The sequence below is a fragment of the Natronospira proteinivora genome, assembly GCF_024170465.1.
Classification (GTDB): Bacteria; Pseudomonadota; Gammaproteobacteria; order Natronospirales; family Natronospiraceae; genus Natronospira; species Natronospira proteinivora.
Genome location: NZ_JALJYF010000001.1, coordinates 1,338,503 through 1,364,249 on the forward strand (window position 1 = coordinate 1,338,503; position 25,747 = coordinate 1,364,249).

25 protein-coding genes and 1 riboswitch are annotated in these 25,747 nt (G+C 62.0%); of the genes, 18 read left to right on the plus strand and 7 right to left on the minus strand.

Annotation, left to right across the window (positions count from 1 at the left end; translation table 11 throughout):
* Positions 1-28 precede the first annotated feature (28 nt).
* Complete coding sequence (locus J2T60_RS06280; protein ID WP_253446916.1) at positions 29-862, plus strand: MipA/OmpV family protein; 834 nt, start codon at positions 29-31, stop codon at positions 860-862.
* A gap of 60 nt (positions 863-922) precedes the next feature.
* Here J2T60_RS06280 and J2T60_RS06285 read toward each other — a convergent pair whose 3' ends face one another.
* The 4 genes from J2T60_RS06285 to J2T60_RS06300 are packed head-to-tail and all read right to left on the minus strand — an operon-like array spanning position 923 to position 4,405.
* Positions 923-1,888, minus strand: a complete 966-nt coding sequence (locus J2T60_RS06285) for a hypothetical protein (protein ID WP_253446919.1) — start codon at positions 1,886-1,888, stop codon at positions 923-925.
* Positions 1,889-1,927: 39 nt separating this feature from the next.
* On the minus strand, positions 1,928-2,896 hold the full coding sequence (locus tag J2T60_RS06290) for a hypothetical protein (RefSeq protein WP_253446921.1): 969 nt from the start codon (positions 2,894-2,896) through the stop codon (positions 1,928-1,930).
* 43 nt (positions 2,897-2,939) lie between these two features.
* The gene (locus tag J2T60_RS06295; RefSeq protein WP_253446924.1) at positions 2,940-3,422 is read right to left on the minus strand and encodes a YaiI/YqxD family protein; all 483 of its coding nucleotides are present in this window, start codon (positions 3,420-3,422) and stop codon (positions 2,940-2,942) included.
* Positions 3,413-4,405, minus strand: a complete 993-nt coding sequence (locus tag J2T60_RS06300) for a cysteine synthase A (RefSeq protein ID WP_253446926.1) — start codon at positions 4,403-4,405, stop codon at positions 3,413-3,415. The genes J2T60_RS06295 and J2T60_RS06300 overlap by 10 nt, the downstream gene beginning before the upstream one ends.
* Before the next feature lie 98 nt (positions 4,406-4,503).
* On the opposite strand from J2T60_RS06300, the gene J2T60_RS06305 reads away from it, so the two are divergent.
* The 10 genes from J2T60_RS06305 to J2T60_RS06350 all read left to right on the plus strand — a co-directional run bounded on the left by J2T60_RS06305 (position 4,504) and on the right by J2T60_RS06350 (position 12,508).
* Positions 4,504-5,376: an alpha/beta fold hydrolase gene (locus J2T60_RS06305; protein ID WP_253446929.1), complete on the plus strand. Its 873-nt coding sequence runs from the start codon at positions 4,504-4,506 to the stop codon at positions 5,374-5,376.
* A gap of 178 nt (positions 5,377-5,554) precedes the next feature.
* A riboswitch (molybdenum cofactor riboswitch) is annotated at positions 5,555-5,712 on the plus strand.
* Complete coding sequence (gene moaA, locus J2T60_RS06310) at positions 5,702-6,772, plus strand: GTP 3',8-cyclase MoaA (protein WP_253446931.1); 1,071 nt, start codon at positions 5,702-5,704, stop codon at positions 6,770-6,772. Its footprint overlaps the riboswitch before it by 11 nt.
* A gap of 112 nt (positions 6,773-6,884) precedes the next feature.
* Positions 6,885-7,388 (plus strand): cyclic pyranopterin monophosphate synthase MoaC, encoded by a 504-nt coding sequence (gene moaC / locus J2T60_RS06315; RefSeq protein WP_253446934.1) that lies wholly within the window; start codon positions 6,885-6,887, stop codon positions 7,386-7,388.
* Positions 7,388-8,551 carry a putative sulfate/molybdate transporter gene (locus J2T60_RS06320; RefSeq protein ID WP_253446937.1) on the plus strand — a complete coding sequence of 388 codons (1,164 nt, stop codon included), beginning with the start codon at positions 7,388-7,390 and terminating at the stop codon, positions 8,549-8,551. The genes moaC and J2T60_RS06320 overlap by 1 nt, the downstream gene beginning before the upstream one ends.
* Before the next feature lie 9 nt (positions 8,552-8,560).
* Positions 8,561-8,818, plus strand: coding sequence for a MoaD/ThiS family protein (locus J2T60_RS06325; RefSeq protein ID WP_253446939.1), 258 nt, complete (start codon positions 8,561-8,563; stop codon positions 8,816-8,818).
* A 66-nt stretch (positions 8,819-8,884) separates the two neighbouring features.
* Complete coding sequence (locus J2T60_RS06330) at positions 8,885-9,328, plus strand: molybdenum cofactor biosynthesis protein MoaE (protein ID WP_253446942.1); 444 nt, start codon at positions 8,885-8,887, stop codon at positions 9,326-9,328.
* Positions 9,279-9,890 carry a molybdenum cofactor guanylyltransferase gene (gene mobA, locus J2T60_RS06335; RefSeq protein ID WP_253446945.1) on the plus strand — a complete coding sequence of 204 codons (612 nt, stop codon included), beginning with the start codon at positions 9,279-9,281 and terminating at the stop codon, positions 9,888-9,890. Before J2T60_RS06330 ends, mobA begins: the two co-directional genes overlap by 50 nt.
* Entirely contained in the window at positions 9,887-11,095 is a 1,209-nt protein-coding gene (locus tag J2T60_RS06340; RefSeq protein WP_253446948.1) for an MFS transporter, read from the plus strand. Before mobA ends, J2T60_RS06340 begins: the two co-directional genes overlap by 4 nt.
* 8 nt (positions 11,096-11,103) lie before the next feature.
* Positions 11,104-12,192, plus strand: a complete 1,089-nt coding sequence (locus J2T60_RS06345; protein ID WP_253446951.1) for a HesA/MoeB/ThiF family protein — start codon at positions 11,104-11,106, stop codon at positions 12,190-12,192.
* Between the two features lie 94 nt (positions 12,193-12,286).
* Positions 12,287-12,508, plus strand: a complete 222-nt coding sequence (locus J2T60_RS06350) for a YjfB family protein (RefSeq protein WP_253446953.1) — start codon at positions 12,287-12,289, stop codon at positions 12,506-12,508.
* Positions 12,509-12,520: 12 nt separating this feature from the next.
* Here J2T60_RS06350 and J2T60_RS06355 read toward each other — a convergent pair whose 3' ends face one another.
* Positions 12,521-13,699 carry an alginate export family protein gene (locus J2T60_RS06355; RefSeq protein ID WP_253446956.1) on the minus strand — a complete coding sequence of 393 codons (1,179 nt, stop codon included), beginning with the start codon at positions 13,697-13,699 and terminating at the stop codon, positions 12,521-12,523.
* A 124-nt stretch (positions 13,700-13,823) separates the two neighbouring features.
* Between J2T60_RS06355 and J2T60_RS06360 the strand changes: the two genes are divergently transcribed.
* From J2T60_RS06360 to J2T60_RS06380, 5 genes are all read left to right on the plus strand, one after another.
* A complete protein-coding gene (locus J2T60_RS06360; protein ID WP_253446959.1) occupies positions 13,824-14,513 on the plus strand; it encodes a Crp/Fnr family transcriptional regulator in 690 nt (229 codons plus the stop codon).
* A 163-nt stretch (positions 14,514-14,676) separates the two neighbouring features.
* Positions 14,677-15,825 carry a multicopper oxidase domain-containing protein gene (locus J2T60_RS06365; RefSeq protein WP_253446962.1) on the plus strand — a complete coding sequence of 383 codons (1,149 nt, stop codon included), beginning with the start codon at positions 14,677-14,679 and terminating at the stop codon, positions 15,823-15,825.
* A gap of 22 nt (positions 15,826-15,847) precedes the next feature.
* Positions 15,848-16,636 (plus strand): formylglycine-generating enzyme family protein, encoded by a 789-nt coding sequence (locus J2T60_RS06370; RefSeq protein ID WP_253446965.1) that lies wholly within the window; start codon positions 15,848-15,850, stop codon positions 16,634-16,636.
* Positions 16,633-17,262 carry an SCO family protein gene (locus J2T60_RS06375; RefSeq protein ID WP_253446968.1) on the plus strand — a complete coding sequence of 210 codons (630 nt, stop codon included), beginning with the start codon at positions 16,633-16,635 and terminating at the stop codon, positions 17,260-17,262. The genes J2T60_RS06370 and J2T60_RS06375 overlap by 4 nt, the downstream gene beginning before the upstream one ends.
* 168 nt (positions 17,263-17,430) lie before the next feature.
* A complete protein-coding gene (locus J2T60_RS06380) occupies positions 17,431-19,728 on the plus strand; it encodes a nitric-oxide reductase large subunit (protein WP_253446971.1) in 2,298 nt (765 codons plus the stop codon).
* A 117-nt stretch (positions 19,729-19,845) separates the two neighbouring features.
* Here the strand turns inward: J2T60_RS06380 and J2T60_RS06385 are convergent, their stop codons facing one another.
* Positions 19,846-20,280 (minus strand): RrF2 family transcriptional regulator, encoded by a 435-nt coding sequence (locus J2T60_RS06385; protein ID WP_253446974.1) that lies wholly within the window; start codon positions 20,278-20,280, stop codon positions 19,846-19,848.
* A gap of 65 nt (positions 20,281-20,345) precedes the next feature.
* Positions 20,346-21,089, minus strand: coding sequence for a helix-turn-helix domain-containing protein (locus tag J2T60_RS06390; protein ID WP_253446977.1), 744 nt, complete (start codon positions 21,087-21,089; stop codon positions 20,346-20,348).
* Positions 21,090-21,240: 151 nt separating this feature from the next.
* Here J2T60_RS06390 and J2T60_RS06395 point away from each other — a divergent pair, with 151 nt between their 5' ends.
* Complete coding sequence (locus J2T60_RS06395) at positions 21,241-23,250, plus strand: S9 family peptidase (RefSeq protein WP_253446980.1); 2,010 nt, start codon at positions 21,241-21,243, stop codon at positions 23,248-23,250.
* A complete protein-coding gene (gene hrpB / locus J2T60_RS06400) occupies positions 23,234-25,729 on the plus strand; it encodes an ATP-dependent helicase HrpB (protein ID WP_253446983.1) in 2,496 nt (831 codons plus the stop codon). The genes J2T60_RS06395 and hrpB overlap by 17 nt, the downstream gene beginning before the upstream one ends.
* Positions 25,730-25,747: the final 18 nt, after the last annotated feature.

Genomic DNA, 25,747 nt, shown 5'->3' on the forward strand with positions numbered 1-25,747 from the left:
AATACGGATTAAACAAAAGGGAGCAAACATGAAAGGGAGTGCTCGTTATTCCCCGGCCGGCCGGGGTCTTCTGCTGGGGTTCATTTTTGCAATCTTGGTGTCCCATGGCACGGCTGCGTCCGCCCAAGGCATGCTCGGCCCCATGCCGGGTCAGGAAACAGATGGCATGAAACCCACCCGGGTCAGTGTGGGGGCTGGCGCCATGATCTTCCCCGAATACCAAGGCAGTAGTGATTATCGTGCCCTGCCCCTACCGATGGTACAGGCCAACTGGGGAAATCGAGCCAGCCTCGGGATGGCCCAGGGCTTTCAGTACAACTTTTTCAACCATGAACGCTGGCAGGCCAGTACCTTTCTCCGCTACATGGGAGGGCGCAATAACAGCGGCGCTCTGTCAGACATAGAACGCAAGGATGGTGGTCTGGCGAGCGGCGGGCGGCTTCGCTTGCGTCTTGGCCCGGTCAGCGTCAGCAGTACGGTTCAAACACCGCTGAGCGGCGACATATCCGGGAGCCAGGCCAATCTGGCGGCCACGTTCATGGGTATGTCCCCCGGCTCCCGGTGGATATACACCGTCGGCCCTTCCATTACCTGGACCAGCGATAATCGCAGCAATGGACTCTACGGCCTGAATGAGAGTGATGCACAAACCCTGGGTGTCTCACCCTATGAGGCCGAATCGGGCATCAGCGCTAGCCGCTTGACCATGACACTGACCCGGGTTATTTCCAAGCAGCAAACGGCCACTGCCATTATCAGCATGAATTATCTGCAGGGGGATGCGGCCAACAGCCCGCTCATTCAAGACCTGGGAGAACGCCGACAAGCCATGGGCGGTGTCATTCTCAGTTGGCACTTCTAGGGCTCCCGGACCATGATCCAAGCGTCATCCCGGCGGGTTTTATTTTTTTCACTCCCGCTTTTACTCGCAATCTTGTAACAGCTCCCCGGCCAGGTCCATGGCCCGGGATTCCTGGGCAGGCGTCAACGGGTGATCGGGGTTGCGGGACTGTCGGGCCGGGTCACTTTCTCCCTGGAGCCGGCCAGCGGTGTAACGGTGAGCAAAGCCTTCCAGCTGCCAGGCGATGGCCTCATCCGCATCGGTATGGTCCCCCACATGCAGGCCTTCGGTCACCGGTGACTGACGAGAAAAGTGGGCCCCCATGGAATACAGGGCCCGATGGTCGCAGGCCTCGCGTAGTTGTCGGGCGTAATCCTGCCGGTAGGCCAGGCGCTCATCGGTACTCTCAATGTCCATGTCTTCTGGCGGGGGGACCGGTGTAGAGCGGCCGAAGACCACGTCATACATCGCCTCCGCATGCCCGGCTTCGGCCGAACGCCAAAGCCAGCGAGACTGGGCTTGCATGGCAACATTGGCGTTCCAGAGTTCACTTTCCCGGCAAGGACCCTCAATGGCCTGATACTTATCCCTGGTCTCCTGCAATCCCTGGATAGTTTCCGGGTCATTGGCCTCTGCCAACTGATTCTCCAAGTCCTCCATCACCATGGGGCTGTGCATGCAGTGCTCGGCTAACTCAAACAGTTGATACCCCGCATGCACATCGCCCGCCTCGAAACGATCCACCAGCTCGACGTAGAGGGCATCCACATCACTGATGGCATGCCAGTCCAGGGCATCGCCCCCCCTGGTGAGACCCGTATCCGATATTGCATCCTCTTCAAAGGTCTCGCGCGGAGAAGAACTTTGGTCTGTTCCCCTTGCTTCCTCGTGCACCTGACCCTGCTGATCGTCCTCGGATTGCGCCAACGGCTCGGCCATCTCGATCCCCGAATCCGGGGCAGACAGATCGCCCCCATTACGCAAAAAAACAATCACGGTCACCAGCACGGCCACAATGACGATAATGGCAGACAAACGAAAGAACATGCCCCCCCTTTCAGATAATTCAGTGACAGGCCGGTCGGCCTAATCACATTCCTGGACAATTTGCTCAGCCAGCAGCTGGGCATCCATTTCTTCAGCCGATGTCAGCGCATGATCCGCACGCCTTGCGGCGTGGGCGGGCCGGGGCTCATTCTGGACCAGGGCCGCTGCATAGCGGTGGGCGAAGCCTTCCATCTGCTGGGCCGTATCCCCGTCCACGTCCGTGAACTGCCCCATCTCCAGCCCCTCGGTGACTCCGGAATCACGGGACAGATGAACCCCCATGGAATAGAGGCCGTCCGCGTGGCAGGCATCCCGAAGCTGCTGGGCGTATTCCTGCCGCCGGGCTTGACGCGTCTCTTCATCGCCGTGGTCCAGATCATCCATCGACGGACCTGAGCCCCATGTCCCGAAAACCACGTCATACATGGCATCGGGATGCCCACGCTCCGCCGAATGCCAGACCCAGTTCACTGCTTCCTGCGTGGCGGTATGGGGCGTTTCAAAACGGCTGTTGCGACAGGGCTCCTGCATGGCGGATAACTTCTCCAACCGCTCCTGGATGTTCTGACGCTCTCCGGGAGAATCGGCCTCTTCCAAATCGCTTTCAAGCCGATCAAGATGGTAGACAGCATGCTGGCAATCCATGGCCAATTCATGCAGGTAATAGGCGGCGTTTGGGTTGCCGTCTTCATGAGCCGCTTCCAAGCGCCCGGCCAATGTATCCACGTCACCCAGGTTATGCCAATCCGGCTCCTCAATCAGCACCTCTTCCCGATCATTCCCAGGCGTTTGTTCATCGTCCGGCTCGGGCGTCGGCGTATCCTCATCGGAAGCCAGGGCCTGTTCCTGCCCTTGATCATCCGTTTCAGGCACCTGGTCTGGTGCTTCTTCCGCCTCGGTGATCACGGAATCATCCGGGGCCTCTTCTTCATTCTCGTTCAGCAACCAGACCAGACCGAGCAGAATTGCGAGAGAGATAATCATCAAAATCAGCATCTGACGAGACATAAGCAAGCCTCAACACACTTCAATTTCAACTGACTGAACATCATTATCGATTGCTAACGCGTGCCAGATAGCGATCCAGATGATTGGCAAAAGTCTGGCGATCGGCCTTGGACAGCGGGGGTGGCCCACCGGATTGAATGCCGCTGCTGCGCATTGTCTCCATGAAATCCCGCATGTTCAAACGCCCCCGGATGTTTTCCGGGGTAAAGCATTCACCGCGCGGGCTGATGGCCTCGCCGCCCTTCTCGATCACCTCCGCCGCCAAGGGGATATCACTGGTGATGACCAGATCGCCCACCGAAACCAACCGCACAATCTCATCGTCCGCCACATCAAAACCACTGCCCACCTGCTGTTGCCGAATATAGGGCGAACGTGGAACCTGGATGGCTCGATTGGCCACCAGCGTCAGCAGTATGCGGGTGCGCTCCGCCGCCTTGAACAGGATTTCCCGGATCACCACCGGGCAGGCATCGGCATCCACCCAGATACGGGGTCCGTCTTTGTCGTCTCTGTCTATAGCCATGGTGGCAGCGGCAATCCCTTCTCGGTCAAAAAGCTTGGGTTGAACAATTTCTTCTCATAGCGGCTGGCCGAATCACACAAGATGGTGACGATGGTATGGCCCGGGCCCAACTGCCTGGCCAGGCGGATGGCGCCGGCCACGTTGATACCACTTGAGGCGCCGAGATAAAGCCCTTCCTTGCCGATCAGATCCCACAGCACGGGAAGCAGCTCGGTATCCGGAATATTGAAGGCCTCGTCGATGGGCGCGCCTTCCAGGTTGCCGGTTACCCGGTTCTGGCCGATGCCCTCGGTAATGGAGCTGCCGCTGGACTTGATCTCGCCGTGTTTGATCCAGTGGTAGATGCCTGCCCCGTCCGGATCCGCCGCCGCAGTAACGACCGGGCGATCCTGTTCCTTGAGCCAGGCAGAGACCCCGGCCAAGGTGCCCCCGGTACCCACCGCACAGATAAAGCCATCCAGCTTGCCATCCAATTGCGCCCAGATTTCAGGGGCGGTGGACTGGTAATGGCCGTCCCGGTTGGCGGTGTTATCCCATTGGTTGGCGTAATAGACCCCGTGGGGATTGTCCAGAGACTCAGCCAGGCGGCGGGCTTGGTGAACATAGTTGTCCGGGTTCTTGTAGGGCACCGCCGGGACCGTGCGAAGATCGGCCCCCATGCCGCGCAGGGCGGATTGCTTCTCCTCGGACTGGGTCTCGGGCATCACGATAATGGTCTTGAGCCCTTGGCTATTGCCCACCAGGGTCAGGCCGATACCGGTATTGCCGGCCGTGCCTTCCACCACCGTGCCGCCGGGCTCGATCAAGCGGCGCTCCAGGGCATCCTGGATCAGGTATTTAGCCGCCCGGTCTTTCACCGAACCGCCGGGGTTCATGAACTCGGCTTTGCCGTAGATCTCGCAGCCGGTCAGCTCGGAAGCCAGGCGCAAACGGATGAGTGGCGTGTTGCCCACCGCCTCGGCAAACTGTCGGGGGTTGTTCATCGACAAATTTCCTCGTAACAATGGAACAGGACTACCCTATCACCACGACCTCGCCGGAGCAGCGAAACGAAGCAAACTATTGGCAGGAGCATCGAAACATGCAGGAAGCGTATTTCACCCGTGAAGGAACGCGGCTATTTTATCGTCATTGGGAGGTGGGCGATCATGCTCCGGCCCTGGTGATGTGTCATGGCCTGGCCAGCAACGGCACCCGCTGGCGGGAATTCGCTGAAGCCATGGCGGGCTCCGGCTGGCAGATTCTCTGCCCGGACCTCAGGGGCAGCGGAGGTTCCCTCTATCGCGGCCGCATCAATGCTGACATCTGGGCCGATGACCTGGCGGCCCTGCTGGACCATCAGGGCATCAGTCGAGCGGTGGTGGGTGGTCACTGCCTGGGTGCCAACCTGGCCCTGCGCTTCGCCCAACGCCATCCAGACCGTTGCCGGGGACTGGTACTGGTGGAGCCCATGTTTCCCACCGCCCTATACGGCCGTCTCAAACGGCTGGCCCGGATGCGTTACATCCTGCCGCTGCTGGCCTGGCCAATTCTGGGATTCAACAAGCTGGGCATCTATCGCCGGAATCTGCCCCGGCTGGATCTCACTGAACTGGATCACAACACCCGCCAAGCCATGGAAGCCCTGGGGGGCCACGAGGCCATCCGGAAACGCTATGCCAAACCCAGCCGAGACACCCTCTACCTGCCGGCCGCCGCCTATCTTCAATCGCTCAATCAGGTCTTGCGGCCCATGCCGCCCCTCCACAACATCAGGCAACCTGCCCTGGCCCTGCTCTCCAGCGGCGCCCTGTTCGGCGACCTGGCCCTGACCCGGGAAAAGCTGAACGAGATGCCCCATATCCGGATCAAGGAGCTAAGCGCCATGCACTGGATTCCCACCGAACAACCCGAAGCCATGGTGGAACATATTCGGGCATGGCTGGAAACACTGGCCCGGCAGGATAGAGACTAAGCCCGGACCTCAGGGCCGCTCGGGATCTACAGGATATGCTGAAGGCCATCGACAGCACCGCTTATGTCCGGCGGGGTCATCATCCAGACAATTTGATGTAAATCAAGCCCGATCCGAAATTGACCTGTGTCAATGCTGGCCCTCGGCACCCCCGGCACACTCCTTTTCAGGCTGACAAAAAACAGCCTGACTCCGAGCATTCGTAGCCTGTAGCCAGCAGCTGGTATGGCGCGGATGCCGCCGGCCGACGGGGATCCTCCCGGCGGTAGCGGCCAGGGCAGTGTGGGGAAACCCGACTGCCTCCCGGCTTTGGAAAGGAGTGTGTATGAACACCCGGCACCCAGACCATCCGTCCCGTACGGATGCTGTTCCGCTACGCCACATCAGTCAGCTGGCAGGCAGCAACCCGGCCGATGACCGCACCGATCTGGAAGACCGCTTTGGGCGTCGTTTTGCCTACCTGCGTCTGTCCATCACCGATGTCTGCAACTTCCGCTGCGAGTACTGCCTGCCTAATGGCTATCAAGGCAAGCCCACCGGCTTTCTGCATCAATCGGAGATCGAACGGCTGGTCAGTACCTTTGCCGAACTGGGCATCCGCAAGATCCGGATTACCGGTGGTGAGCCCCTGGTCCGCAAGGACGCCCTGGAGATCATCGCCCATGCCGCCGCCACCCCCGGGATCGAGAAGGTCGCCTTGACCACCAATGCCTTTAACCTGGCGGATCAGGCGGAAAAGCTGAAACAAGCGGGGCTGTCTGCGGTGAATGTCAGCCTGGACAGCCTGGATCCGGCTGGTTTTGAGCGCATCACCGGCGACAAGCGCCACGCCAAGGTCATGGCCGGGATCGATGCGGCCCTGACGGCCGGCATCGACACCGTCAAGATCAACACGGTGCTGCTGGCCGGGCTCAATGACCATGAATTACCCGATTTCATGGAATTCGTACGCAGCCGCCCGATATCGGTGCGCTTCATTGAGCTCATGCAAACCGCCGATAACGGGGATTATTTCCGAAAGCGGCATGTAAGCGGTGGCGAAGTGGCGGAACAGCTGCTGGCCGCCGGCTGGTCACCGATCAAGCGCGGCGAGACCGATGGCCCGGCGGTGGAATACGCCCACCCCGACTATGCCGGTCGCATCGGCCTGATCACCCCCTACGCGGCGGGCTTCTGCGACGGCTGCAATCGGCTGCGGGTGACCGCCCGAGGGGGGCTGCGTTTGTGCTTGTTCGGCAACGGCACCCATGACCTGCGCCCCCTGCTGCAGGATGATGCCGACCGCCCTGCCCTGAAACAAAGCATCTTCGATGCCCTGTTCCAGAAGGATGTGTCGCATTTCCTGCACAAGGGGGATTACGGCGATACTCCCAACCTGGCCAGCACCGGCGGGTAAAAACCCAAGCACCGTAGGAGCGGATTTATCCGCGATCCTGTATCGAGCCATGATCGCGAATGAATTCGCTCCTGCGGGGGCGGCACAAATACAAGATAAAGGCAGACCGACAATGAACGAATCGAATTACCGGATGGTGGATGTAGGCGGAAAACAGGTCACCCGTCGGCGGGCAATTGCCACCGGGCGGATTGTGGTGGGCCCGGAAGTGATGGCCTATCTCAAGCAGGGAGAACTGCCCAAGGGCGATCCTCTGCGTCTGGCCGAAGTGGCCGCCATTCTGGCCGCCAAGAAAACCCCCGACCTGCTTCCTCTCTGCCATCCCCTGATGCTGGATCACGTGGGTCTGTTGTGTCAGTTGAATGAATCGGTTGAGGCCGTGGATGTCTATGCCACGGTGGTCACCAGCGCCCGTACGGGGGTGGAGATGGAGGCCCTGGCTGCGGTCAATGCCGCCCTGCTGACCATCTGGGACCTTTCCAAGCCCATTGAGGCGGCCTTGACCATCACCAACGTCAAGCTGCTGCTCAAGGAAGGTGGCAAGTCCGGGCGCTGGGAGCATCCCGAGGGCCTGGACGGACTGCCCGACAGCCTGGCCCGGGAGCTGGCCGCATAATGTCTGTGCTTGATCGCATAAGCCCCGACTGGCCCCCCCGTTTCCGCCGCAGGCTCGGGGACGTGGGCGGCGCCTTTGCGGATGGCGCGATGCTCTTTCCCCTGCTGTTGGCCCTGGCCTGGCAGACCGGGGGCTCGGTGGTGGTCATGCTGGCCACCACGGGGGTGGCCTATATTGTCACCGGCTGGCTGTTTCGCCTACCCATTCCCGTCCAGCCGTTGAAGTCCCTGTCCATCATGGCCATTGCCGCCGGGGCCAGCGCCCAGGAATTACAGGCGGCGGGACTGCTGCTGGGGGCGATTTATTTCACCATCAGTTTCATGAATGTGAATCGCCTGGCCGGCCGCATCCCGGATGTACTGGTGCACGGTTTTCAGCTGGGGCTGGGCATCATGCTGTTGCTCACCGCCGTCAAGCTCATGGGCGGCAACTGGCATGAAATGGCCCTGGTGGCGTTCGCGGGGGCGCTGGTGATTGGCTTGAGCCGCCTCAGCGGCCTGCCCTTTCTGGGTGTGATCGCCATCTGCGGTCTGCTGTGGGGCATCTGGCATGCCGATGTACCCATCGTCGGGGATCACGCCAGTACCCTGCGACCCAGTGTGGTGGCCTTGATGGTGTTGCCACAGATTGCCTTGACGCTGACCAACTCGGTGCTGGGCACCCAGCGGGCCGCCAACAGCTACTACGGCGAGGCGGCCTGGCGGGTGACCCCCCGCCGCCTGCTGACTTCCCTGGGGCTGGGCAATCTGGTGGTGGGGGCCCTGGGAGGCATGCCCTACTGCCACGGCTCCGGGGGGGTTACCGCCCATTACCGGGGCGGAGCCCGTAGCTGGCTGTCCAATGTGGTCATCGGCAATGCCCTGCTGTTACTGGCCGCCGCCCTGCTGATTGGCGGCGGGGGCCTGCCGGAGTATCCACCGGCACTCCAGGCCCTGCTGTTGGGGGTGATCGGTGTCTTTCATATTCAGCTGACCTACGCCAGCTGGCGCCGTTGGGATACGGCATTGATTCTGGTGGTTATGGGTAGCACCGCCCTGTTGGCCCAGAGCATGCTCTGGGTGCTGGTGGCGGGCGTGGCCGCACTGACCGCCCGCTGGATTGTTCAAACCCTGGCCGGTCGACACTCTATCGAGGGTCCATCGGTGGGCAAACCATCAAGTTGAGGTAAGACCATGACTCGCAAGATCGACGTCAAACTCTATGGCGCCTTTCGCCAGTACAGCCCGAACAAATCGGTGACCGTAAGTCTGCCGGCAGAGGCCACGGTATCGTCCCTGCGCCAGGCATTCGCTGAACAATTCGATGACGACAATGCCCGGGCCCTGCTCAAGGCCTCGGCCTTTGCCACGGATGAGGCGGTGCTCGACGAACAGGAACCGGTGCCGAGTGACAAGCCGCTGTCTATCCTGCCTCCTGTATGTGGGGGGTAGCGGCGAGCGAAGCAAGGCTGAATCATTGGGTGCACTAAATAGTGCATTTTGGAATACAGGAACTGAATGATGACAATTCATGTAGATACGAAAAACGAAGCGCTGTCCACCGAGGCTGCCCTGGCGCATTGCTCGGCGCCGGGCCACGGCGCGGCGGATCTTTTCATCGGCCGCGTCCGGGACCTGAACCAGGGACGCGCGGTGAATGCGGTGAGCTATGACCTGCACCCCCTCTTGTGCTGCAATGTCTTTCGCGAAATCTGCGAGGAAGCCCGGGCCGAGTGGGGCGAGGCCCTGCATTTCTGGCTGGAACACCGCCAGGGCCGCCTGGCCGTGGGTGACGACAGTGTGGTGGTGGCGGTGAGCTCCCCCCACCGGGATGAGTCTTTCAAGGCCTGTCGTTATCTGGTGGAGCAAATGAAGCACCGGGCCCCCATCTGGAAGCAGGAGCATTATGTGGATGGCGACAGTGCATGGGTCCAGGGCCATGCCCTCTGCAGCCACGGTTAATCCCATGCCGGACTTTGCCGGACTGGTACTGGCCGGCGGGGCCTCTTCCCGCATGGGCCGGGACAAGGCAGCGCTGCCCTGGCGAGGCCGCACCCTGCTGGACCATGCGGTGCAAACCCTGGATGCCGCCGGGGCCGCCCCGGTGCTCGTCTCCGGTGAGCGGCCGGCTTATGACTACGTGCCGGATCAGTATCCCGCCTGCGGCCCCCTGGGGGGGCTGGCCTCGGTTCTATCTCAGCGACCCGGACTTCAGGGCCGGATACTGGTGGTGATTCCGGTGGACACCCCGGGGCTGGACCGGGATGCCATCCATGCCTTGGTCGAGACCATCCACGGGGGCGCAGCCGCCGCCTGCTTCACCCATCATCCCCTGCCCCTGGCCGTTCGGGTCGATGACACCCTCCAGCATCATCTGGAGACCATTCTGAACGGCGAAGGAAAAAAGGCAGTCCACGGGCTCCAGGATATGATCCGTTTCCGGGTGCTGCCGGACGGCGGCTGGGACCTGAGCAATGTGAATACCCCGGAAGAATGGCAACGCTTTACCGAGGTGGCCGGTTGAGTGGCAAAGGTCTATGGCCCATTGGACTGGCCATCTATCTCTTGATGCTGCCGGTCACCGGCGTGGTCCCGGTGCTGGAGGAATTGACCGGCGGGCGGCATCCACAGCTGTCGGATTTCGACAAGCATCTGTTCATGGTGGCCAATATGGCTGCCGCCGTGGTTCTGGCCCCCCTGGCGGGCCGCCTGTCCGACCACCTGGGCCGCCGCCAGCCGATTATCGTCGGCGTGATGCTGGCCAATGCCCTGGTGCTGGTATTGCTGGCCAATGACGCCTCCTATTGGACCCATCTCCTGCTGCGTTTTTTTGATGGCGCCCTGCATATCACGGCCCTGACCCTGCTCATGACCATGGCCATGGACCGGGCCCGGCTGGCCAGTACGGGTCGAGCCATGGGTGTTGCCGGTGCCAGTTTGACCCTGGGAGTGGCCACCGGGGCCCCACTGGGCGGTTTGATCGGCCAGGGCGAGGCCATCCATGTCCTTTACGCCGGTGCGGGGCTGTCCCTGGTGCTGGCCCTGTGGGTGTCCGGTCTTGAAGAGGCCCCCCACCGGCCGCTGCGGAGTAATGATGAGCGCGCCCCGGTCAGAAAACTGCCCTGGCGGGCGCTGCTGCTGCCCTATGTCTTCACCTTCGCCGACCGGCTGTCGGTGGGCTTCATCATCTCCACCATGGTGCTGTACATGCGCACGGTTTTGGCGGCCGAACCCAACCAGATCGGAGCCCTGATGGGCAGCTTCATGCTGCCCTTCGCCCTGCTGACCTATGTCTTCGGGCGCCTGGCCAAACGCTTTCGACCCCTGCCCATGATGATGAGCGGCAGCGCTTTGTATGGCCTGGCATTGCTGGCCCTGGCTCTGGCACCCCTGCCCCTGTGGTGGCTGCTCATGCCCCTGGGCGGTGTGGCGGCAGCGCTGATGTTCGCCCCTTCCCTGGTGCTGACCGCCCAGGCCGCGGGCGAAGACAACCGGGCCATGGCCATGGGCGGCTTTCATGCCGCCGGCTCACTGGGCTTTCTGCTGGGGCCCCTGGTGGGTGGCGGCACCCTGGCGCTGGCCGGCTGGCTGGGCTACTCGGGCTGGCTGGCTGCCTTTCTGCTGATGAGTGCCCTGCAATGGCTGTGCGTCTTGCTCTTCCTGCCCCGGCTCCTGAGGGAGCGGGGAATTGACCCACATCAACCGTCATCCGCCTCGCCAATGCCATGATGGATCCCATGAAACATTCTCTGGAACGCTACGCTCGCCAAAGCCGCCTGCCGGAAGTGGGCGATGCCGGCCAACGCCGACTGGCCGCCAGCCGAGTGCTGTGTATCGGGGCCGGCGGCCTGGGCTGCGGGGCCTTGCCCTATCTGGCCGGTGCCGGGATTGGGCGCATCACCATCATTGACGATGACCAGGTGGAAATCAGCAATCTCCAGCGCCAGGTATTGTTCAGCGAGGCCGATGAAGGCCGCCCCAAGGCCGAGGCGGCAGCAGAGCGGCTCCGCGCCCTCAATGGGGATATCGAGATAGAGGCCGTGACCCAACGCCTGGACAGCGGCAATATCCAGGCCCTGTTCGAGGGTCACGATGTGGTCATCGATGGCAGCGATAATTTTGATACCAAGTTCCTGGCCGGTGATGCGGCGGTGAAATTCGGCGTGCCCCTGGTCTATGGCTCGGTGGTTGGATTCGAGGCCCAGGTCACCGTGTTCGACCCGGATCAGGGCCCTTGCCTGCGCTGCCTTTTCCCCTCGCCACCCGACACCTGGGTGCCCAATTGCGCGGAGAACGGAGTCCTCGGCCCTTTGGTGGGGATGGCCGCCTCGCTTCAGGCCACCCAGGCCATCGAAATACTGCTGGGTGAAACCGGCAATCAGGCTTTGTCACCGCTCATTGGTCGGCTCTGGATGCTGGACGCCCGGGACATGGACAGTCGGACCCTGGCCATCCACAAGCAACCAGCCTGCCCCTGTTGCAGTCGTCCACCGGAATCCATTGCATTACCCAGGGCGGAAAGCTCAGCCGGGCTCAATATCCCGGCCACCGAAGCGGCCCAGCTGGAAACCGTCCAGTTTATTGATATTCGCGAACCGGATGAGTGGGCTCGGGAACATATTCCCGGCGCCCGTAACCTGCCGCTGTCGCAGCTGCTGGCCGGGGAAACCCCAACCATCAAGAAGGATGAGGTTTGCGTGGTTTACTGCGCCCAGGGTGTGCGGGGTGAGACCGCCGCCCGCCTGCTGGCCGAACAGGGCCTGGACTCGGTGAAAAACCTCAGTGGCGGCCTAGCCGCCTGGCCCGGGCCCCGCGAACAGGCTTAGGCGAAATCGGCCTGCCATAAGGCGAAGGGATCTGTGATCTGCTAGGCTTCGGGGTTAGTCAGGGAAAGCCCAGCAAGTTCATGAGGAGCAAGCCATGAGTGACATTGGCGGCATTGTTTCAACCAGTTCGGCCATGAGCCAAGCCCAGTTGCGGGCGGAAGTGGATGTGTCCGTTCTGCGCAAGGCCATGGACATTCAATCTTCCACCGCCGCCCAGCTGCTGGATGCCCTGCCGGAGGTAGAGGCTTCCGCCGCCAGCACCCACCGGAGCGACGCCACGTCCAACCTTGGCAGCCTGCTGAACGTACGCGCCTGATCACCCAGGCCGCTACCAGCCGGCGGCCATCGTCCACCACAGCTTGCGGCTATCCACCGGTCCTTGCTCGCCGTCGAACCAGGCCAGTTTCACCTCCGTGGACCAGGGCCCGCGGACATCACGACCCAGGGAGAGATTCAGCTCCTGGCCCAGGTCCCGTCCGCCGCTATCGGCCCTGAAATCATGCAGCTTGCCCACAAGGCGCCACGGTCCTAACGAGGTGGCGGCCCCCAGCCAGGTATCCCGCAGGCCGTCCGGCGGCGTGGTCAGGAACTGGTCGGCCCAGCCATTGTGGGCATGCAGGGTTGCCAGGGGCGTCTGAAAACTGGCGTCACCATCGCCACCCAGGCGTTCATGGCCTACAAACCAACGCCAGCTGCCCCGCTGCTGCTGCAGCTCAGCCCGCCAGTAGTTCTGACTCTGCTCCAACGGCCCGTCCTCAATGCCGGATTGGCGGGCGAATTCCAGGCGATAGCTCAGGTCCGCGGCCAATGGCCCACGGAGACGAAAGCCCCGATTTTCATGGGAGGCGGGCCGATCGTCGAATTTAAAGCGGTGGACATAGAACTCGATTCGGGTCTCACCAAAGTGACGCCCGGCCAGCACCACCCAGCTGTCCAGGTCCGCCTCGGCCTGCAGGGGATCGGGGTGGTTTGGCCCGAAGACCCGGTGGGCCCGGTCCAGGTACTGCACATCCAACTGCCAATCCGGATTGGGTATCAGGCTCAGGCTCGCGGCATCAAAGGTCTGCTCCAGCTGACGAAAGCCCACGTTGCCGATGAAACGGGCATTGTCATCCACCAGGCGCTGCCGGCCGACCCGGGCTTGCAGTTGATCGCCTTGCTGATAGCGCAGCCAGGCCTGGGAGATACCGGTATCCGCTGGGTCCGCCACCACCGGCCGCGCTTGTGGCGTGACCGTGTCATGGTAACGGCGCTCGCCAATGACCCGGTTGCCATGGAACATGAGCCCGGCATCAAAGCCTTGGTACTCAGCCGTGTTCAGGCCTACTCGAAGGCGAGCCGTGGACGCCAGAGCATCATCCTCGATGCCATCCTGATCCACCCACTCCATGCGGTAACGAAGATCCACCTCACCGAGACTGACCGCCGCCTGCACAGGTGCCGTGACCAGGGCGAGTACCAGGCCGGCCAGTCCAGCCCTCATGAGTAGCCCTTGCTGACTTTGCATGCCGAACGTCCTTCGCGATTATCTGGTCTGATTCTCCTTCCCCAGATTGGCTGTCGCCTTGATCTGGGTCATGAATCCGCCCAATGCCCCTGAATTCGGCATATTGAAAGGATAGAATGGGCCCATGAACAAGAAACCCGACTCCAAGAATGTGGATGAACACCCGGTGTTCTCCGCCCTGCCCCAGGCCCAGCGTGAACGCATCCTGTCCCGTTCGGAGGTGATCTCCATTGGCCGGGGCGAAACCCTGTTCCATGAAGGGGATCCGGCGCGGCGCATCTATCGTTGCGAGAGCGGCCAGCTCAAGCTTTACCGCCTGGCACCCAACGGTAATGAAAAGATCATCGCCCTGATCCAGCCCGGGAGTACTTTCGCGGAAGCCACCATGTTCATGGAGGAACGCAACTACCCGGTCAACTGCGAAGCGCTCAAAGCCAGTCGCCTGGTGAGCTACGATGCTGATGACTGTGTGGAAATGCTGCGGCAGGATACCGACAGCTGCTTTCAGCTGATGGCCATGTTCAGCCGCCGCCTGCGCCAACGGCTGTCCGATATCGAGGCCCTTTCCCTGCAGAATGCCACCCTGCGGGTCGCCAACTACCTGCTCCAGCTCCGCCAGCAGCAGGACGGGGCCGACACCCTGGACCTGCCCACCTCCAAGAAACACATAGCCGGGTTGCTGGCCCTGCAGCCGGAAACCCTGTCACGGGTATTTGCCCAGCTACAGGAGTCGGGAGTCATTCAAGTGGAGGCCCGGCGGGTCACCATCCTGGACCCCGACCGCTTCCAGAATATCGCCTACGGCCTGGACTAGCCGCAAGAAACCTCCAAAACACAGGCAATCGAAGAACCATCACCCAATAAGCCTGATATTGACTTAAATCAATGTTCACTCCTTTCCATTCGCGTAAAAAGATGCATGTGGATTGCACATTAATCCACCTCTGACATCAGCGCTCAAGAGAGGAGCCGATACCATGCAAGCCCGACAGCTATTGCTCACCGCTGCCAGCATGACGCTGGCATTAAGCCTCGCACCGTTGACCCTCACTGCTGACGAACGCCTCAAACATGACGGCGAATTCATGGTGGACGGAATGATCTTTGGTATGCCGGAAGCACGGGTGTTCGAGGAAGACTACGATGGCCCGCCGGTGGTAGGCGAAACCATGACTGCCCTCCCCCACCTGGCACCCTTGACCCATGAAGGCAACAAAACCCATGAGGTCCGGCTGGACACCTTCGCCCAGAAAATCGAAGTGGCGAATGGCAAGACATTCAATGCCTGGACGTTCGGCGGCACGGTCCCTGGGCCGACCCTCCATGTGCGCGAAGGAGATCGTGTGGTCTTCACCATGAAGAACCGCTCCGACGAAATGGTCAGCGTCACCGAGCCGGTGCCGGGGGGAAGCCCCTTTTTCAGCCAGCTTAATGAGAACAACTATCTCAAGACGGAGCCGGCGGTGAGCCCCATGCCACACTCCATGGATTTCCACAGCGGAACCGTGGCCGCCGATGACAAATGGCGCACCATCCCGCCCGGCCAAAGTATCGAATTCGAGTGGGTGGCCAACTATCCCGGCGTCTTCATGTACCACTGCGGCACGCCCAGTGTCTTGATGCACACCGCCATGGGCCAGTACGGGGCCGTGGTGGTTTCCCCCAAGGAAGGCTATGACACCGATGATCAGGTGGACCGGGAGTACGTGATTGTTCAGTCGGAGTACTACCTGCGCAAACACGGTGATGAATACCGCTATGACCATACGGCGGCCATGAACCGCAATCCCAGCCAGGTGGTATTCAACGGCCATGTGAACGCCCTGAATAGTGAGCCCCTGCGGGCCAATGCCGGCGAGCGGGTTCGGCTCTATCTCATGAACGCCGGTCCCAATGACACCTCCAGCTTCCATGTCATTGGCGCCATCTTCGACCGGGTCTGGTACGAGGGCAACCGCGAAAACGAATGGCGCGGCATGCAAACCGTCCTGCTGGGTGCAAGCAACAGTGCCGTGGTGGAATTCATCGTGCCCGAGGAAGGCAGTTACAAGCTGGTGGACCACGAGTTTGCCGACGCTGAACGCGGCGCTGCGGGCACTCTCATTGCCGGCCCACGCCGCCAGTAAGACCCAGAAAAGGAGCACCGTCATGCGCACCACCCGACTGGCAAGCCTCAGCACCGCCCTGATTGTTTGCATAAGTAGCCAGGCGGGTATCTCGAGTGATCGAGCGGTGCGCATTGACGGCGGCACCTTCATCCAGCCGGTATTGCTGGATGAGAACCAACGGACGCTGGAAATGGAAAGCTTCTACCTCGACCGTGCCCAGGTCAGCAACAGTGATTTCCTGGACTTCATTCAGCAATACCCAAACTGGCGGCGGGACCAGGCTCCAGGATTATTCCGGGATGCGGACTACCTGAAACACTGGCCCGAACCCGATGCCCTGGGAGACGGGGTAGCGGGTGCTGACCGTCCCCTGACCCGGGTGTCCTGGTACGCGGCAAGGGCCTATTGCCAGGCCCAGGGAGGACGACTCCCCAGCATGGATGAATGGGAATACGCCTCCGCCAGACAGCGAACCCTGACGGGGCAAAGTGATGATGACTACGCCGATGCCCTGTTCGCCTGGTACAGCAATCCGGGCGCCGAGACCCTGGCTGCGGTCGGCCAGGGAGAGGCCGGACCTCTGGGCGTCCATGATCTCCACGGGCTGGTGCTGGAATGGGTGGAGGATTTTGAACTGCTGCTCACCATGGGTGACCAGACCGACCTGCTGAATGGGTCCTGCGGCGACACCGCCCGAATGATGCCGGAGTTTGATGCCGCCCATTACGCCACTTTTCTGCGCTATCAGTCACGCAGCAACTACAGCCCCCGCACCACCACCACAACCCTGGGCTTTCGTTGTGCCTACGACCCGGAGGATATGAAATGAATACTTACAAAGCAGTGCTGCTCTCGATTCTCCTTGCTCTACTGCTGATGAGTAGCGGCAAGGTATTCAGCGAGTGTGACCATGAACATCACCAAGAGCATACACCCCTGGAAGCTACCGAGCTGACCCATGACGACTCTCTGTTCCACCTGTCGGCAGAATGGACCAACCACCGGGGTGAGACACTGACGCTGGCTGATTTCAGCGGCCACCCCATGATCATCACCATGATATACGGTAACTGCGAGACCGCCTGCCCCATTCTGGTCCACGATGCCCACCGCACCGAGCGTGCCCTGCCCGAGCATCTGCAAGCGCAGGTCAAGGTGCTGGTGGTGAGCTTCGATGAGCAGCGCGACACCCCCGACGCACTGGCCAGCTACGCCGACCAGCGAGACCTGGACCAGGATCACTGGCATTTCCTGCATGGCGAGGCCGCGGATATCCGTACCCTGGCCAGCCTGCTGGGCATCCGCTACCGGGCCAACCAGGATGGCAGCTTCGATCACAGCAATGTGGTCGCCGTGCTGGATGGTAACGGACAGATTGCCCACCGTACCGAGGGTTTGGTTCGCCCGGTGGACGCCGCAGTGGCCGCCCTTAGACAGCAGACCCAAAAACCCTGATGACGACCCCTTAAAACTTGATCACCATCAAGGTTCAGGGGCCCTTTGACACCTCAAAATATGCATTCTTTTTACCTGTTAATAAAAACCATTCATCCACATGCCCCCTTCCCGACCACGCCGGCCGCCGGATGGGGCAACACACAGCTCATGTAGGAGAAAGTAATTATGAGCTCCATCAAGAAGCTCTGGTGGTTCCTCGGCATCCTCTTTGTCGCGTCTTTCGGGACGCTGCTCCTGATCGGGGGTGAAATCTATCGAGAAGCCCCGCCCATGCCGGATCAAGTGGTGGCCGAAGATGGCCGCGTGGTATTTGATCGGGATCATATCCAGCAGGGTCGCCAGGTCTGGCAGACCATGGGGGGCCAGCAGCTAGGCTCCATTTGGGGCCACGGTGCCTATTTGGCACCGGACTGGACCGCCGACTGGCTGCACCGGGAAATCACTGTGCTGTTGGACACATGGGCGGAGCGGGATCACCGCCAGGACTTCAGCGCGCTCTCCTCGGAGCAGCAGGCAGCCTTGAAGGCCCGTCTCAAGGACACCCTTAGAACCAATACCTGGGACGAAGCGAGCGGGACCATCACGGTCTCCAATGACCGGGCCGATGCCATCGCCCACGTCTCACAGCATTATGTGGATCTGTTCGGTGATGCCGAAGCCCTCTCGGAACTGCGGGAGAAGCAGGCCATTCCGGAAAACCCAGTGCCGGACCTGGAGCGCCGGGAACTGGTTCCGGGATTTTTCTTCTGGACGGCCTGGGCCGCTGCGGCTGAACGCCCCGGCAAGGACATTACCTATACCAACAACTGGCCCCATGAACCCCGCATCGACAATCGGCCCAGTACCGCCAATGCCATGTGGTCGATTGCCAGTGTGATTCTGCTGCTGGCTGCCATCGGGGCCATGGTCTGGTACTACGCCGCCTCCCGCAAGGAAGAAGAGCTGCCCACGCCGCCTGAAAAGGACCCCTTGCGCAAGATGCAGAAGACGCCTTCCATGAAGGCCACCCACAAGTTCTTCTATACGGTCATTGCTCTGTTCATGGCTCAGATCGGCCTGGGTATTCTCACCGCTCACTATGCCGTGGAAGGCCAGGGTTTGTTCGGCTTCCCGCTGGCTGATTATCTCCCCTATGCGGTGACCCGGACCTGGCACACCCAGATTGCCATCTTCTGGATTGCCACCGCCTGGCTGGCCACGGGACTCTATATTGCACCGGCCATTTCCGGTCATGAACCCCGCTTCCAGAAGCTGGGTGTCAATGTGCTCTACTTCGCCTTGCTCTTCGTGGTGGTGGGTTCATTGATGGGCGAATGGTTCGGTGTCCAACAAAAGCTGGGCCTGGACGCCAACTTCTGGTTCGGTCACCAGGGCTGGGAATACGTGGACCTGGGCCGCTTCTGGCAGATCCTGCTGTTTATTGGACTGGTGTTCTGGCTGGTGCTGGTGGCCCGTGCCCTGTGGCCGGCCCTGAAGGAAAAAAGCCAACGCCAGCCGCTGGTGATGCTGCTGTTCCTGTCCACGGTGGCCATCGGCCTGCTGTATGGTGCCGCCTTCTTCTGGGGCAAGCACACCCACCTGTCCATGATCACCTACTGGCGCTGGTGGATCGTCCATCTGTGGGTGGAAGGCTTCTTCGAGGTCTTTGCCACCGCCGTGATCGCCCTGATCTTCACCAAGCTGGGACTGATCCGAGCCAAGCTGGCGGCGGCCGCTGTCCTGCTGGCCACGGTGGTTTTCCTCTTCGGGGGCATTCTCGGGACCCTGCACCACCTCTACTTCTCGGGAACCCCCACGGCGGTTTTGGCCATCGGGGCCATGTTCTCGGCACTGGAAGTGGTGCCGCTGGTGCTCATCGGCTACGAGGCCTATGAGAACTATCACATGAGCAAACGGACCGACTGGATGGAACGTTACAAGTGGCCGGTCTATTGCTTCGTGGCGGTCGCGTTCTGGAACATGGTGGGCGCTGGTCTGCTGGGCTTTCTCATCAATCCGCCCCTGTCGCTCTACTTCCTGCAGGCACTTAACACCACCGCCGCCCACGCTCACGGTGCCCTGTTCGGTGTCTACGGCATGCTCGGGATCGGTCTGATGCTGTTCTGCCTGCAAAGCGCCAATCAGCGGCTGCGCTGGAACAACCGCATCATGGCGCCGGCTTTCTGGACGCTCAATATCGGCCTGGCCATGATGGTGTTCATGTCGCTACTGCCGGCCGGTGTCTATCAGGCCTACCACAGCATTACCACTGGCTTCTGGTATGCCCGCTCCGAGGAAATCGTGCGCGGGCCCATCATGGAAGCCCTGGTCTGGCTGCGGGTGCCCGGTGATATCGTTTTCGCCATCGGTGCCTTCCTGCTGGCCTGGGCGGTCTACCAGGCCTGGAAGACCAGCCGTGGCCCGGAACCGGTAGGCGTTCCCCTCGAAACCAGTGAAACCGCGGAGGCTGATACACGCTTTTGAGGCATCACTGAACCAGCAACAAAAGGGCCCCTCTCCGGGGCCCTTTTCTTATGCCAGCCATTTCACGGCAGCCCGTCGAGGTAAGCTCAGTAATCGGAAACGGAAGCTGGCCAGCGATCAACTGAGATCCAAGAGGCGGGCCACCTGGGCTCGATTGCCCATGAGATCCGCCAGGGTGTAGCCGTCCAGGACATTGAGAAAGGCCTGTAGGGCCTCGTTAAGCACGCCGGCCAGGCGGCAGCCTGGTGCAATACGACACCGCCCGGTCCCACCGGGAAAGCACTCGGCAATAGCGAAGTCTTCCTCGGTGGCCCTGGCCACGGCCCCGAGATTGATTTCCGATTCCGGGCAAGCCAGTCGAATACCCCCGCCCTTGCCCCGCAGGGAATGAAGAAAACCCGCCCGGGTCAGCCCCTGAACCACCTTCATCAAATGATTTCGGGAAATATCGTAGCGTTCGGCGATCTCGCCGATGGTGGCCAGGCGGTTATCCTGGGCGGCCAGATAGATCAGTACCCGGTAAGCGTAATCCGTATGGCGCGTGAGATGCATGCCCGGCTCCTTAAGCGGTAATCCATAGGCATTTTACCCCTTGAACCAAAGCAAGCCCATTGTTTTCAGCCCCTGGCTGCCTCCCTTTCCAGAGAAGCCTGATCGAGAATGGTGACTTCGCGCCGATGCAGATAGATAATCCGACTCTGGATCATTCCTCGTAACATGCGACTGACCGTCTCGGGCGCCATGCGCAGGTAATTGGCCATGTCCCGACGGGGCATGGGCAGATTGAAATGGTCTTTATCCGCACCCCGCTGGGCCAACCGTTTACTCATGCGAAGCAGAAAAGCCGATATCCTGGCACCCGCCGGACGCTCCAGATCTCGATCCCATTGCAGGGCCAACTCGCGACTCATGATGCGGAGCAGCTGGTGATGAATGTGCGGCACCCGTTCGGCCAGGCGTTCCAATTCCATCAAATCGAAACGACAAACCAGAGAAGTCCCAAGGGACATGACACTGACCCCATGAACCCCCGGATCGATGGCTTCCAGACCAATCAGGTCGCCGGGCAGATGGAAACCGAAAACCTGCTCATGCCCACCCCGGGAGGCCCGGAAACTCTTGAGGCAACCAGCACGGATGGCATAAATACCCGAAAGGACATCGCTCTGGTGGAACAGAGCCTGCCCATCTTTCAGGGAACGACTGCCCCGCATAGCCAGTTCCAGATCATCCAGTCCCTGGCCGGCCTCTGCCCCGGGCAGGCAGTGTTCTCGCTGATGGCAGACCTTGCAGGCGCAGGCACCGGGGTCAAGCGGAAAATGCGTTACCCCCTGGCGCTTCGATCTAGGTTGCGCTTCCATGGCGTCAACTCCTAGTGGGGGAAATGAATTGGCACCTACTCAAGCTAGCTTTTATCTCCCAAATAGCAAGGTGGCGGCTCACGATGGATTCACCTGGCCATCTCCTTGGGGTATGGTTCAGCGCTGAATCAAATAAGAGGTTTCCGCCGCCATGCTGTCCATCCTGTCCAAGCTACTCATCGCCCTCCTGCTGGTCCTGGCCGTAAGTGGCGCCCTGGCCGACGACAAGCCCGACGGCCTTACCCCCGAGGATTATTACGATTTTCAGTTCATCAGTGATCCGCAAATGGCCCCGGATGGCGGAAAAGTGGCCTTTGTGCGAGCCACGGTGAGCGATGACCGCGAGTCCCGGGAATCGGCCATCTGGCTGGTGGGCACGGATGGCGAGACCGAACCCCGCCGTTTTACCCGGGGCGATTCCGACAGCCAGCCCCGCTGGTCGCCGGATGGCCAATCCCTGGCCTTTGTTTCCGGCCGGGATGATTCCACCCAGCTATACGTGATGCCGGTGGATGGCGGCGAGGCCCAGGCGGTCACCGAGATTGAGCAGGGCAGCATTGCCGGCTTCGAATGGCTGCCCGGGGGCGAGGGCTTTCTGCTCACCCTGAACCTGGACCCGGCGGTGGACGACCCCACTCAGGAGAAGGAAGAGGACGAGACCCCGGAAGCGGATGTCACCCTTATTGATCGGGCCGTCTACAAAACCGAATCCGCCGGTCTTTTGGACGACAGCCGCCTTGGGCTTTGGCGCCTGGACCGGGAGAGTGGTGAGCTGGACGCACTGCTGCAGCCCAGCGACTGGCAGGTACACAATGCTCGGGTTTCCCCCGATGGCGAGGTGGTGGCCTTTAATGCCGACCGGGACGGCGGGGAGTTTGACGGCGACTTCAACCAGGACCTCTACCTGCTGACCCTGGAGGACGGGGATGTCCGCCGCCTGGACACCCCTGAGGGGCGTTCCGAGATGGCTGCCTTCTCACCGGATGGTCGCGATCTGATCTTCCACCATCACAATGACCGCTATGAACCCACCCAGATTCATCGCCTGGATATTGCCAGCGGGGATCGGGCGCAATGGCATGACGGGATGGATTTAAGCGTCGGCAATCTGCTCTGGGCCGGGGATCAGCCCCATTTTCAAGCCGACTACCGGGGCAGCCGCCCGATCTTCCATCTGTCTGATGAGGGCAATGACTGGCGCATGCTGCTGGGCGAGGCGGCCAGCATCAGCGGCCTGAGCCTGAGCGAAGACGGCCGACGCATGGCCTACACCCTGGAAGACGAGGTCAGCCTGGCCGAGGTCTATGTGGCCGATGGCGACGGCGATAACCCGCGGCGCCTGACCCGTTTCAACGATGAACTGCTGGCCGAGCGGAGCCTGTTGCCCCTGGAGCGCTTCGAGTTCAGCACCGATGGCGATTTCAAGCTGGATGGCTTCCTGCTCCGGCCGGTGGGTTTTGAAGCAGGTCAGCGCTACCCGGTGATCCTCAACATCAAAGGGGGCCCGGGCGGCATGTGGGGCCACCAGTGGTTCCATGAAAAGCAGATGATGGCCGCGAAGGGGTATGCGGTGATCTTCACCAATTACCGGGGCAGCAGCGGTTACGGCCATGCCTTCTCAGACGCGGTGCGCCTGGACTACGGCGGGGTGGATTTCCGGGACAATATGCAGCTCGTGGACGAAGCCCTGGCCCGCCATGACTGGATGGACGAGGACCGTCTGTATGTCACCGGCGGCAGTCACGGCGGCTTTCTCACCAACTGGATCACCACCCAGACGGATCGCTTCCGGGCGGCGGTGACCCAGCGCAGCGTGGCCAGCTGGCTCTCGGAAGCCGGCACCCAGGCCTTCCCGCCCAAGTTCATGGCCGCCGAATTCGGCGGCAACCTGTGGGAGAACTTCGATTACTACTGGAGCCGCTCTCCGCTCAGATACGCCGATCAGGTCACCACCCCCACCTACATCATTCACAGCGACCAGGACCAGATCACACCCATCGGCCAGGGGCAGGAGTGGTATTACGCCCTGCTGAACAATGAGGTGGAAACCGGCATGGCCATTTTCCACGGCGAGGGCCATGGCCTGTCCCGAGCCGGCAAGCCGGTGAATCTGGTCAAGCGGCTGCAACTGATTCTGGACTGGTTTGAGCGCTACGAATAAACCACAGCCAAGCCTGCCCATCGACCACTGCCTGCCGCGCCTGCAGACCCTGCTGGCGGAAGGGACTGCGGCGGTCCTGCAGGCGGCCCCCGGGGCGGGCAAGACCACCCGGGTGCCGCCGGCCCTGCTGGCAGCCGACTGGCTGGGCGGACGGCGGATTCTGATGCTGGAACCCCGCCGCCTGGCCGCCCGGGCGGCGGCCCGCTTCATGGCCCGGGAGATGGGCGAAGCGGTGGGCGAGACCGTGGGCTATCGCACCCGCCTGGATACCCAGGTCTCGGCGCGCACCCGCATCGAGGTGGTCACCGAAGGCATCCTCACCCGAATGATCCAGGCCGATCCGGAGCTGGCCGACTACGGCCTGGTAATCTTCGATGAGTTCCACGAGCGTTCCTTGCAGGCCGACCTGGGCCTGGCCCTGGTACGCGAGTCCCAGCAGGCCTTGCGGGAAGACCTGCGCGTTCTGGTGATGTCCGCGACCCTGGACTGCGGGCCGGTGGCCGAGCTGTTGAACCAGGCCCCGGTCATCGACAGCCCCGGGCGCAGCTTTCCGGTCAGCAGCCATTATCTGGGCAGCGACCGCCAGACCCCGCTGCCGGTTCAGACTGCCCGGGCCGTTCAGCGGGCCCTGTCTGAGGAAAGCGGTTCCATTCTGGTCTTTCTGCCCGGCACCGGCGAGATCCGTCGTACCGCTTCCCAACTGAAAGACAGCCTGCCTGCGGACGTGGAACTGGCGCCCCTGTACGGGAACCTGCCGCCCGCCGAGCAGGACCGGGCCATCGAGGCGCCACCGCCGGGGCGTCGCAAGGTGGTGCTGGCCACCAATATCGCCCAGACCAGTCTCACCATCGAGGGCATCCGGGTGGTCATCGACAGCGGCCTGGAACGGCGCTCGGCTTTCGATCCCAACAGTGGCATGAGCCGCTTGATCACCACACGGGTCTCCCAGGCGGCGGCCGAGCAGAGACAGGGGCGGGCCGGACGGCTTGAGCCGGGGGTCTGCTTTCGCCTGTGGTCGGAATCGGAGCAATCAACCCTGGCCGCACACAGTCCGCCCGAGATCCTGTCCGCCGATCTGGCCCCCGTGGTATTGGAACTGGCCCAGTGGGGCTGCCGGGACCCGAAGGAACTGGAATGGCTGACACCGCCGCCACTGGCCCACTGGCGCCAGGCGGTGAGCCTGCTGCAATGGCTGGATGCCCTGGATGAGACGGGGCAGATCACCGCCCATGGGCGATCCATGCTCAAGCTGGGCCTGAGTCCCCGGCTGGCCCATCTGGTGGTGCGGGGGCGTGAATTAGGCCTGGGCAATATGGCCGCCGAATTGGCCGCATTGCTGAGCGAACGGGATCCCCTGGGCCGGGAACAGGGCGCTGACCTGGAGCACCGCCTGCGCGCCCTGCGGGAGGGGCAGCTGCCCAAAGCCCGCCTGAAGCCGCTGCAGCAAACGATTCGCAAGCTGGGGCACAAAGCCGACTCGGCCGAGCCGGGCCTGGAGGCCATCGGCCGCCTGCTGGCCCTGGCCTTTCCGGACCGCATCGCCCGGCGTCGACCCGGCCGCCTGCCCCGCTACCAGTTGAGCAATGGACGTGGGGCCTTCCTGGCGGAGAACGACCCCCTGGGCCAGGCTGAATGGCTGGTGGCCGCCGAGCTGGACGGCCAGGCCCGGGAAGCCCGGATCCATCTGGCGGCGCAACTGGATCCGGCGGTAATCGAGGGGGATTTGGCCGCCCATATTCAGGAGGGCGACACAGCGGATTGGGATGAGCAGCGCGGACAGCTGATTGCCCAGCGGGAAAGACGGCTGGGCCAGCTTGTTCTGGCCCAGGAGCGCCTGCCGGATCCGGACCCGGAAATCATCCAGGCCGGCTTGTTGAGTGCCGTGCGACGCAAGGGCCTGGATGCCCTGCCGTGGACTGATGCGGCACGCCAGTACCGGGCACGGCTGGCCTGGATGCATTATCTGGAGCCGGAACATTGGCCGAAGATGGACGAGCCATCCCTACTGGACTCGCTGGAGGAATGGCTGGCGCCCTTCCTTGCCGGCTACCGCCGCTGGTCGGAGCTCAAAACCGTTCCGCTGCTGGAGGCCTTAAAGCAGCAACTGAGCTATCCCCGGCAACAAGCACTGGAAAAGGCTCTGCCGGGACGGCTCACTATTCCCACCGGCGAATCAGTGCGTCTGGGTTATGAACGCGACCCGGCGCAGGACCAGGGCCCGGTGCTGGCCGTGAAGTTGCAGGCCGCGTTCGGTCTGGCCGAGACCCCTCGCTTGGCAGACGGGCGCCTGCCGGTGGTTTTCCACCTGCTCTCCCCGGCGGGTCGCCCCCTGGCCGTCACCGCTGATCTGGCCAGTTTCTGGCGGCAAGCCTACCCGGAGGTGCGCAAGGACATGCGGGGCCGCTACCCCAAGCATCCCTGGCCAGAAGACCCCTTGAGCGCTACTCCGACCCGGCGAACCAAGGGCCGGCCCCGCTAGCAGGGCTCTATACCAGCC

Coding starts and splice junctions, on each gene's coding strand:
- J2T60_RS06280 (WP_253446916.1), top strand. CDS start 29: ATGAAAGGGAGTGCTCGTTATTCCCCGGCCGGCCGGGGTCTTCTGCTG.
- J2T60_RS06285 (WP_253446919.1), bottom strand. CDS start 1,888: ATGTTCTTTCGTTTGTCTGCCATTATCGTCATTGTGGCCGTGCTGGTG.
- J2T60_RS06290 (WP_253446921.1), bottom strand. CDS start 2,896: ATGTCTCGTCAGATGCTGATTTTGATGATTATCTCTCTCGCAATTCTG.
- J2T60_RS06295 (WP_253446924.1), bottom strand. CDS start 3,422: ATGGCTATAGACAGAGACGACAAAGACGGACCCCGTATCTGGGTGGAT.
- J2T60_RS06300 (WP_253446926.1), bottom strand. CDS start 4,405: ATGAACAACCCCCGACAGTTTGCCGAGGCGGTGGGCAACACGCCACTC.
- J2T60_RS06305 (WP_253446929.1), top strand. CDS start 4,504: ATGCAGGAAGCGTATTTCACCCGTGAAGGAACGCGGCTATTTTATCGT.
- moaA (WP_253446931.1), top strand. CDS start 5,702: ATGAACACCCGGCACCCAGACCATCCGTCCCGTACGGATGCTGTTCCG.
- moaC (WP_253446934.1), top strand. CDS start 6,885: ATGAACGAATCGAATTACCGGATGGTGGATGTAGGCGGAAAACAGGTC.
- J2T60_RS06320 (WP_253446937.1), top strand. CDS start 7,388: ATGTCTGTGCTTGATCGCATAAGCCCCGACTGGCCCCCCCGTTTCCGC.
- J2T60_RS06325 (WP_253446939.1), top strand. CDS start 8,561: ATGACTCGCAAGATCGACGTCAAACTCTATGGCGCCTTTCGCCAGTAC.
- J2T60_RS06330 (WP_253446942.1), top strand. CDS start 8,885: ATGATGACAATTCATGTAGATACGAAAAACGAAGCGCTGTCCACCGAG.
- mobA (WP_253446945.1), top strand. CDS start 9,279: ATGGCGACAGTGCATGGGTCCAGGGCCATGCCCTCTGCAGCCACGGTT.
- J2T60_RS06345 (WP_253446951.1), top strand. CDS start 11,104: ATGAAACATTCTCTGGAACGCTACGCTCGCCAAAGCCGCCTGCCGGAA.
- J2T60_RS06350 (WP_253446953.1), top strand. CDS start 12,287: ATGAGTGACATTGGCGGCATTGTTTCAACCAGTTCGGCCATGAGCCAA.
- J2T60_RS06355 (WP_253446956.1), bottom strand. CDS start 13,699: ATGCAAAGTCAGCAAGGGCTACTCATGAGGGCTGGACTGGCCGGCCTG.
- J2T60_RS06360 (WP_253446959.1), top strand. CDS start 13,824: ATGAACAAGAAACCCGACTCCAAGAATGTGGATGAACACCCGGTGTTC.
- J2T60_RS06365 (WP_253446962.1), top strand. CDS start 14,677: ATGCAAGCCCGACAGCTATTGCTCACCGCTGCCAGCATGACGCTGGCA.
- J2T60_RS06370 (WP_253446965.1), top strand. CDS start 15,848: ATGCGCACCACCCGACTGGCAAGCCTCAGCACCGCCCTGATTGTTTGC.
- J2T60_RS06375 (WP_253446968.1), top strand. CDS start 16,633: ATGAATACTTACAAAGCAGTGCTGCTCTCGATTCTCCTTGCTCTACTG.
- J2T60_RS06380 (WP_253446971.1), top strand. CDS start 17,431: ATGAGCTCCATCAAGAAGCTCTGGTGGTTCCTCGGCATCCTCTTTGTC.
- J2T60_RS06385 (WP_253446974.1), bottom strand. CDS start 20,280: ATGCATCTCACGCGCCATACGGATTACGCTTACCGGGTACTGATCTAT.
- J2T60_RS06390 (WP_253446977.1), bottom strand. CDS start 21,089: ATGGAAGCGCAACCTAGATCGAAGCGCCAGGGGGTAACGCATTTTCCG.
- J2T60_RS06395 (WP_253446980.1), top strand. CDS start 21,241: ATGCTGTCCATCCTGTCCAAGCTACTCATCGCCCTCCTGCTGGTCCTG.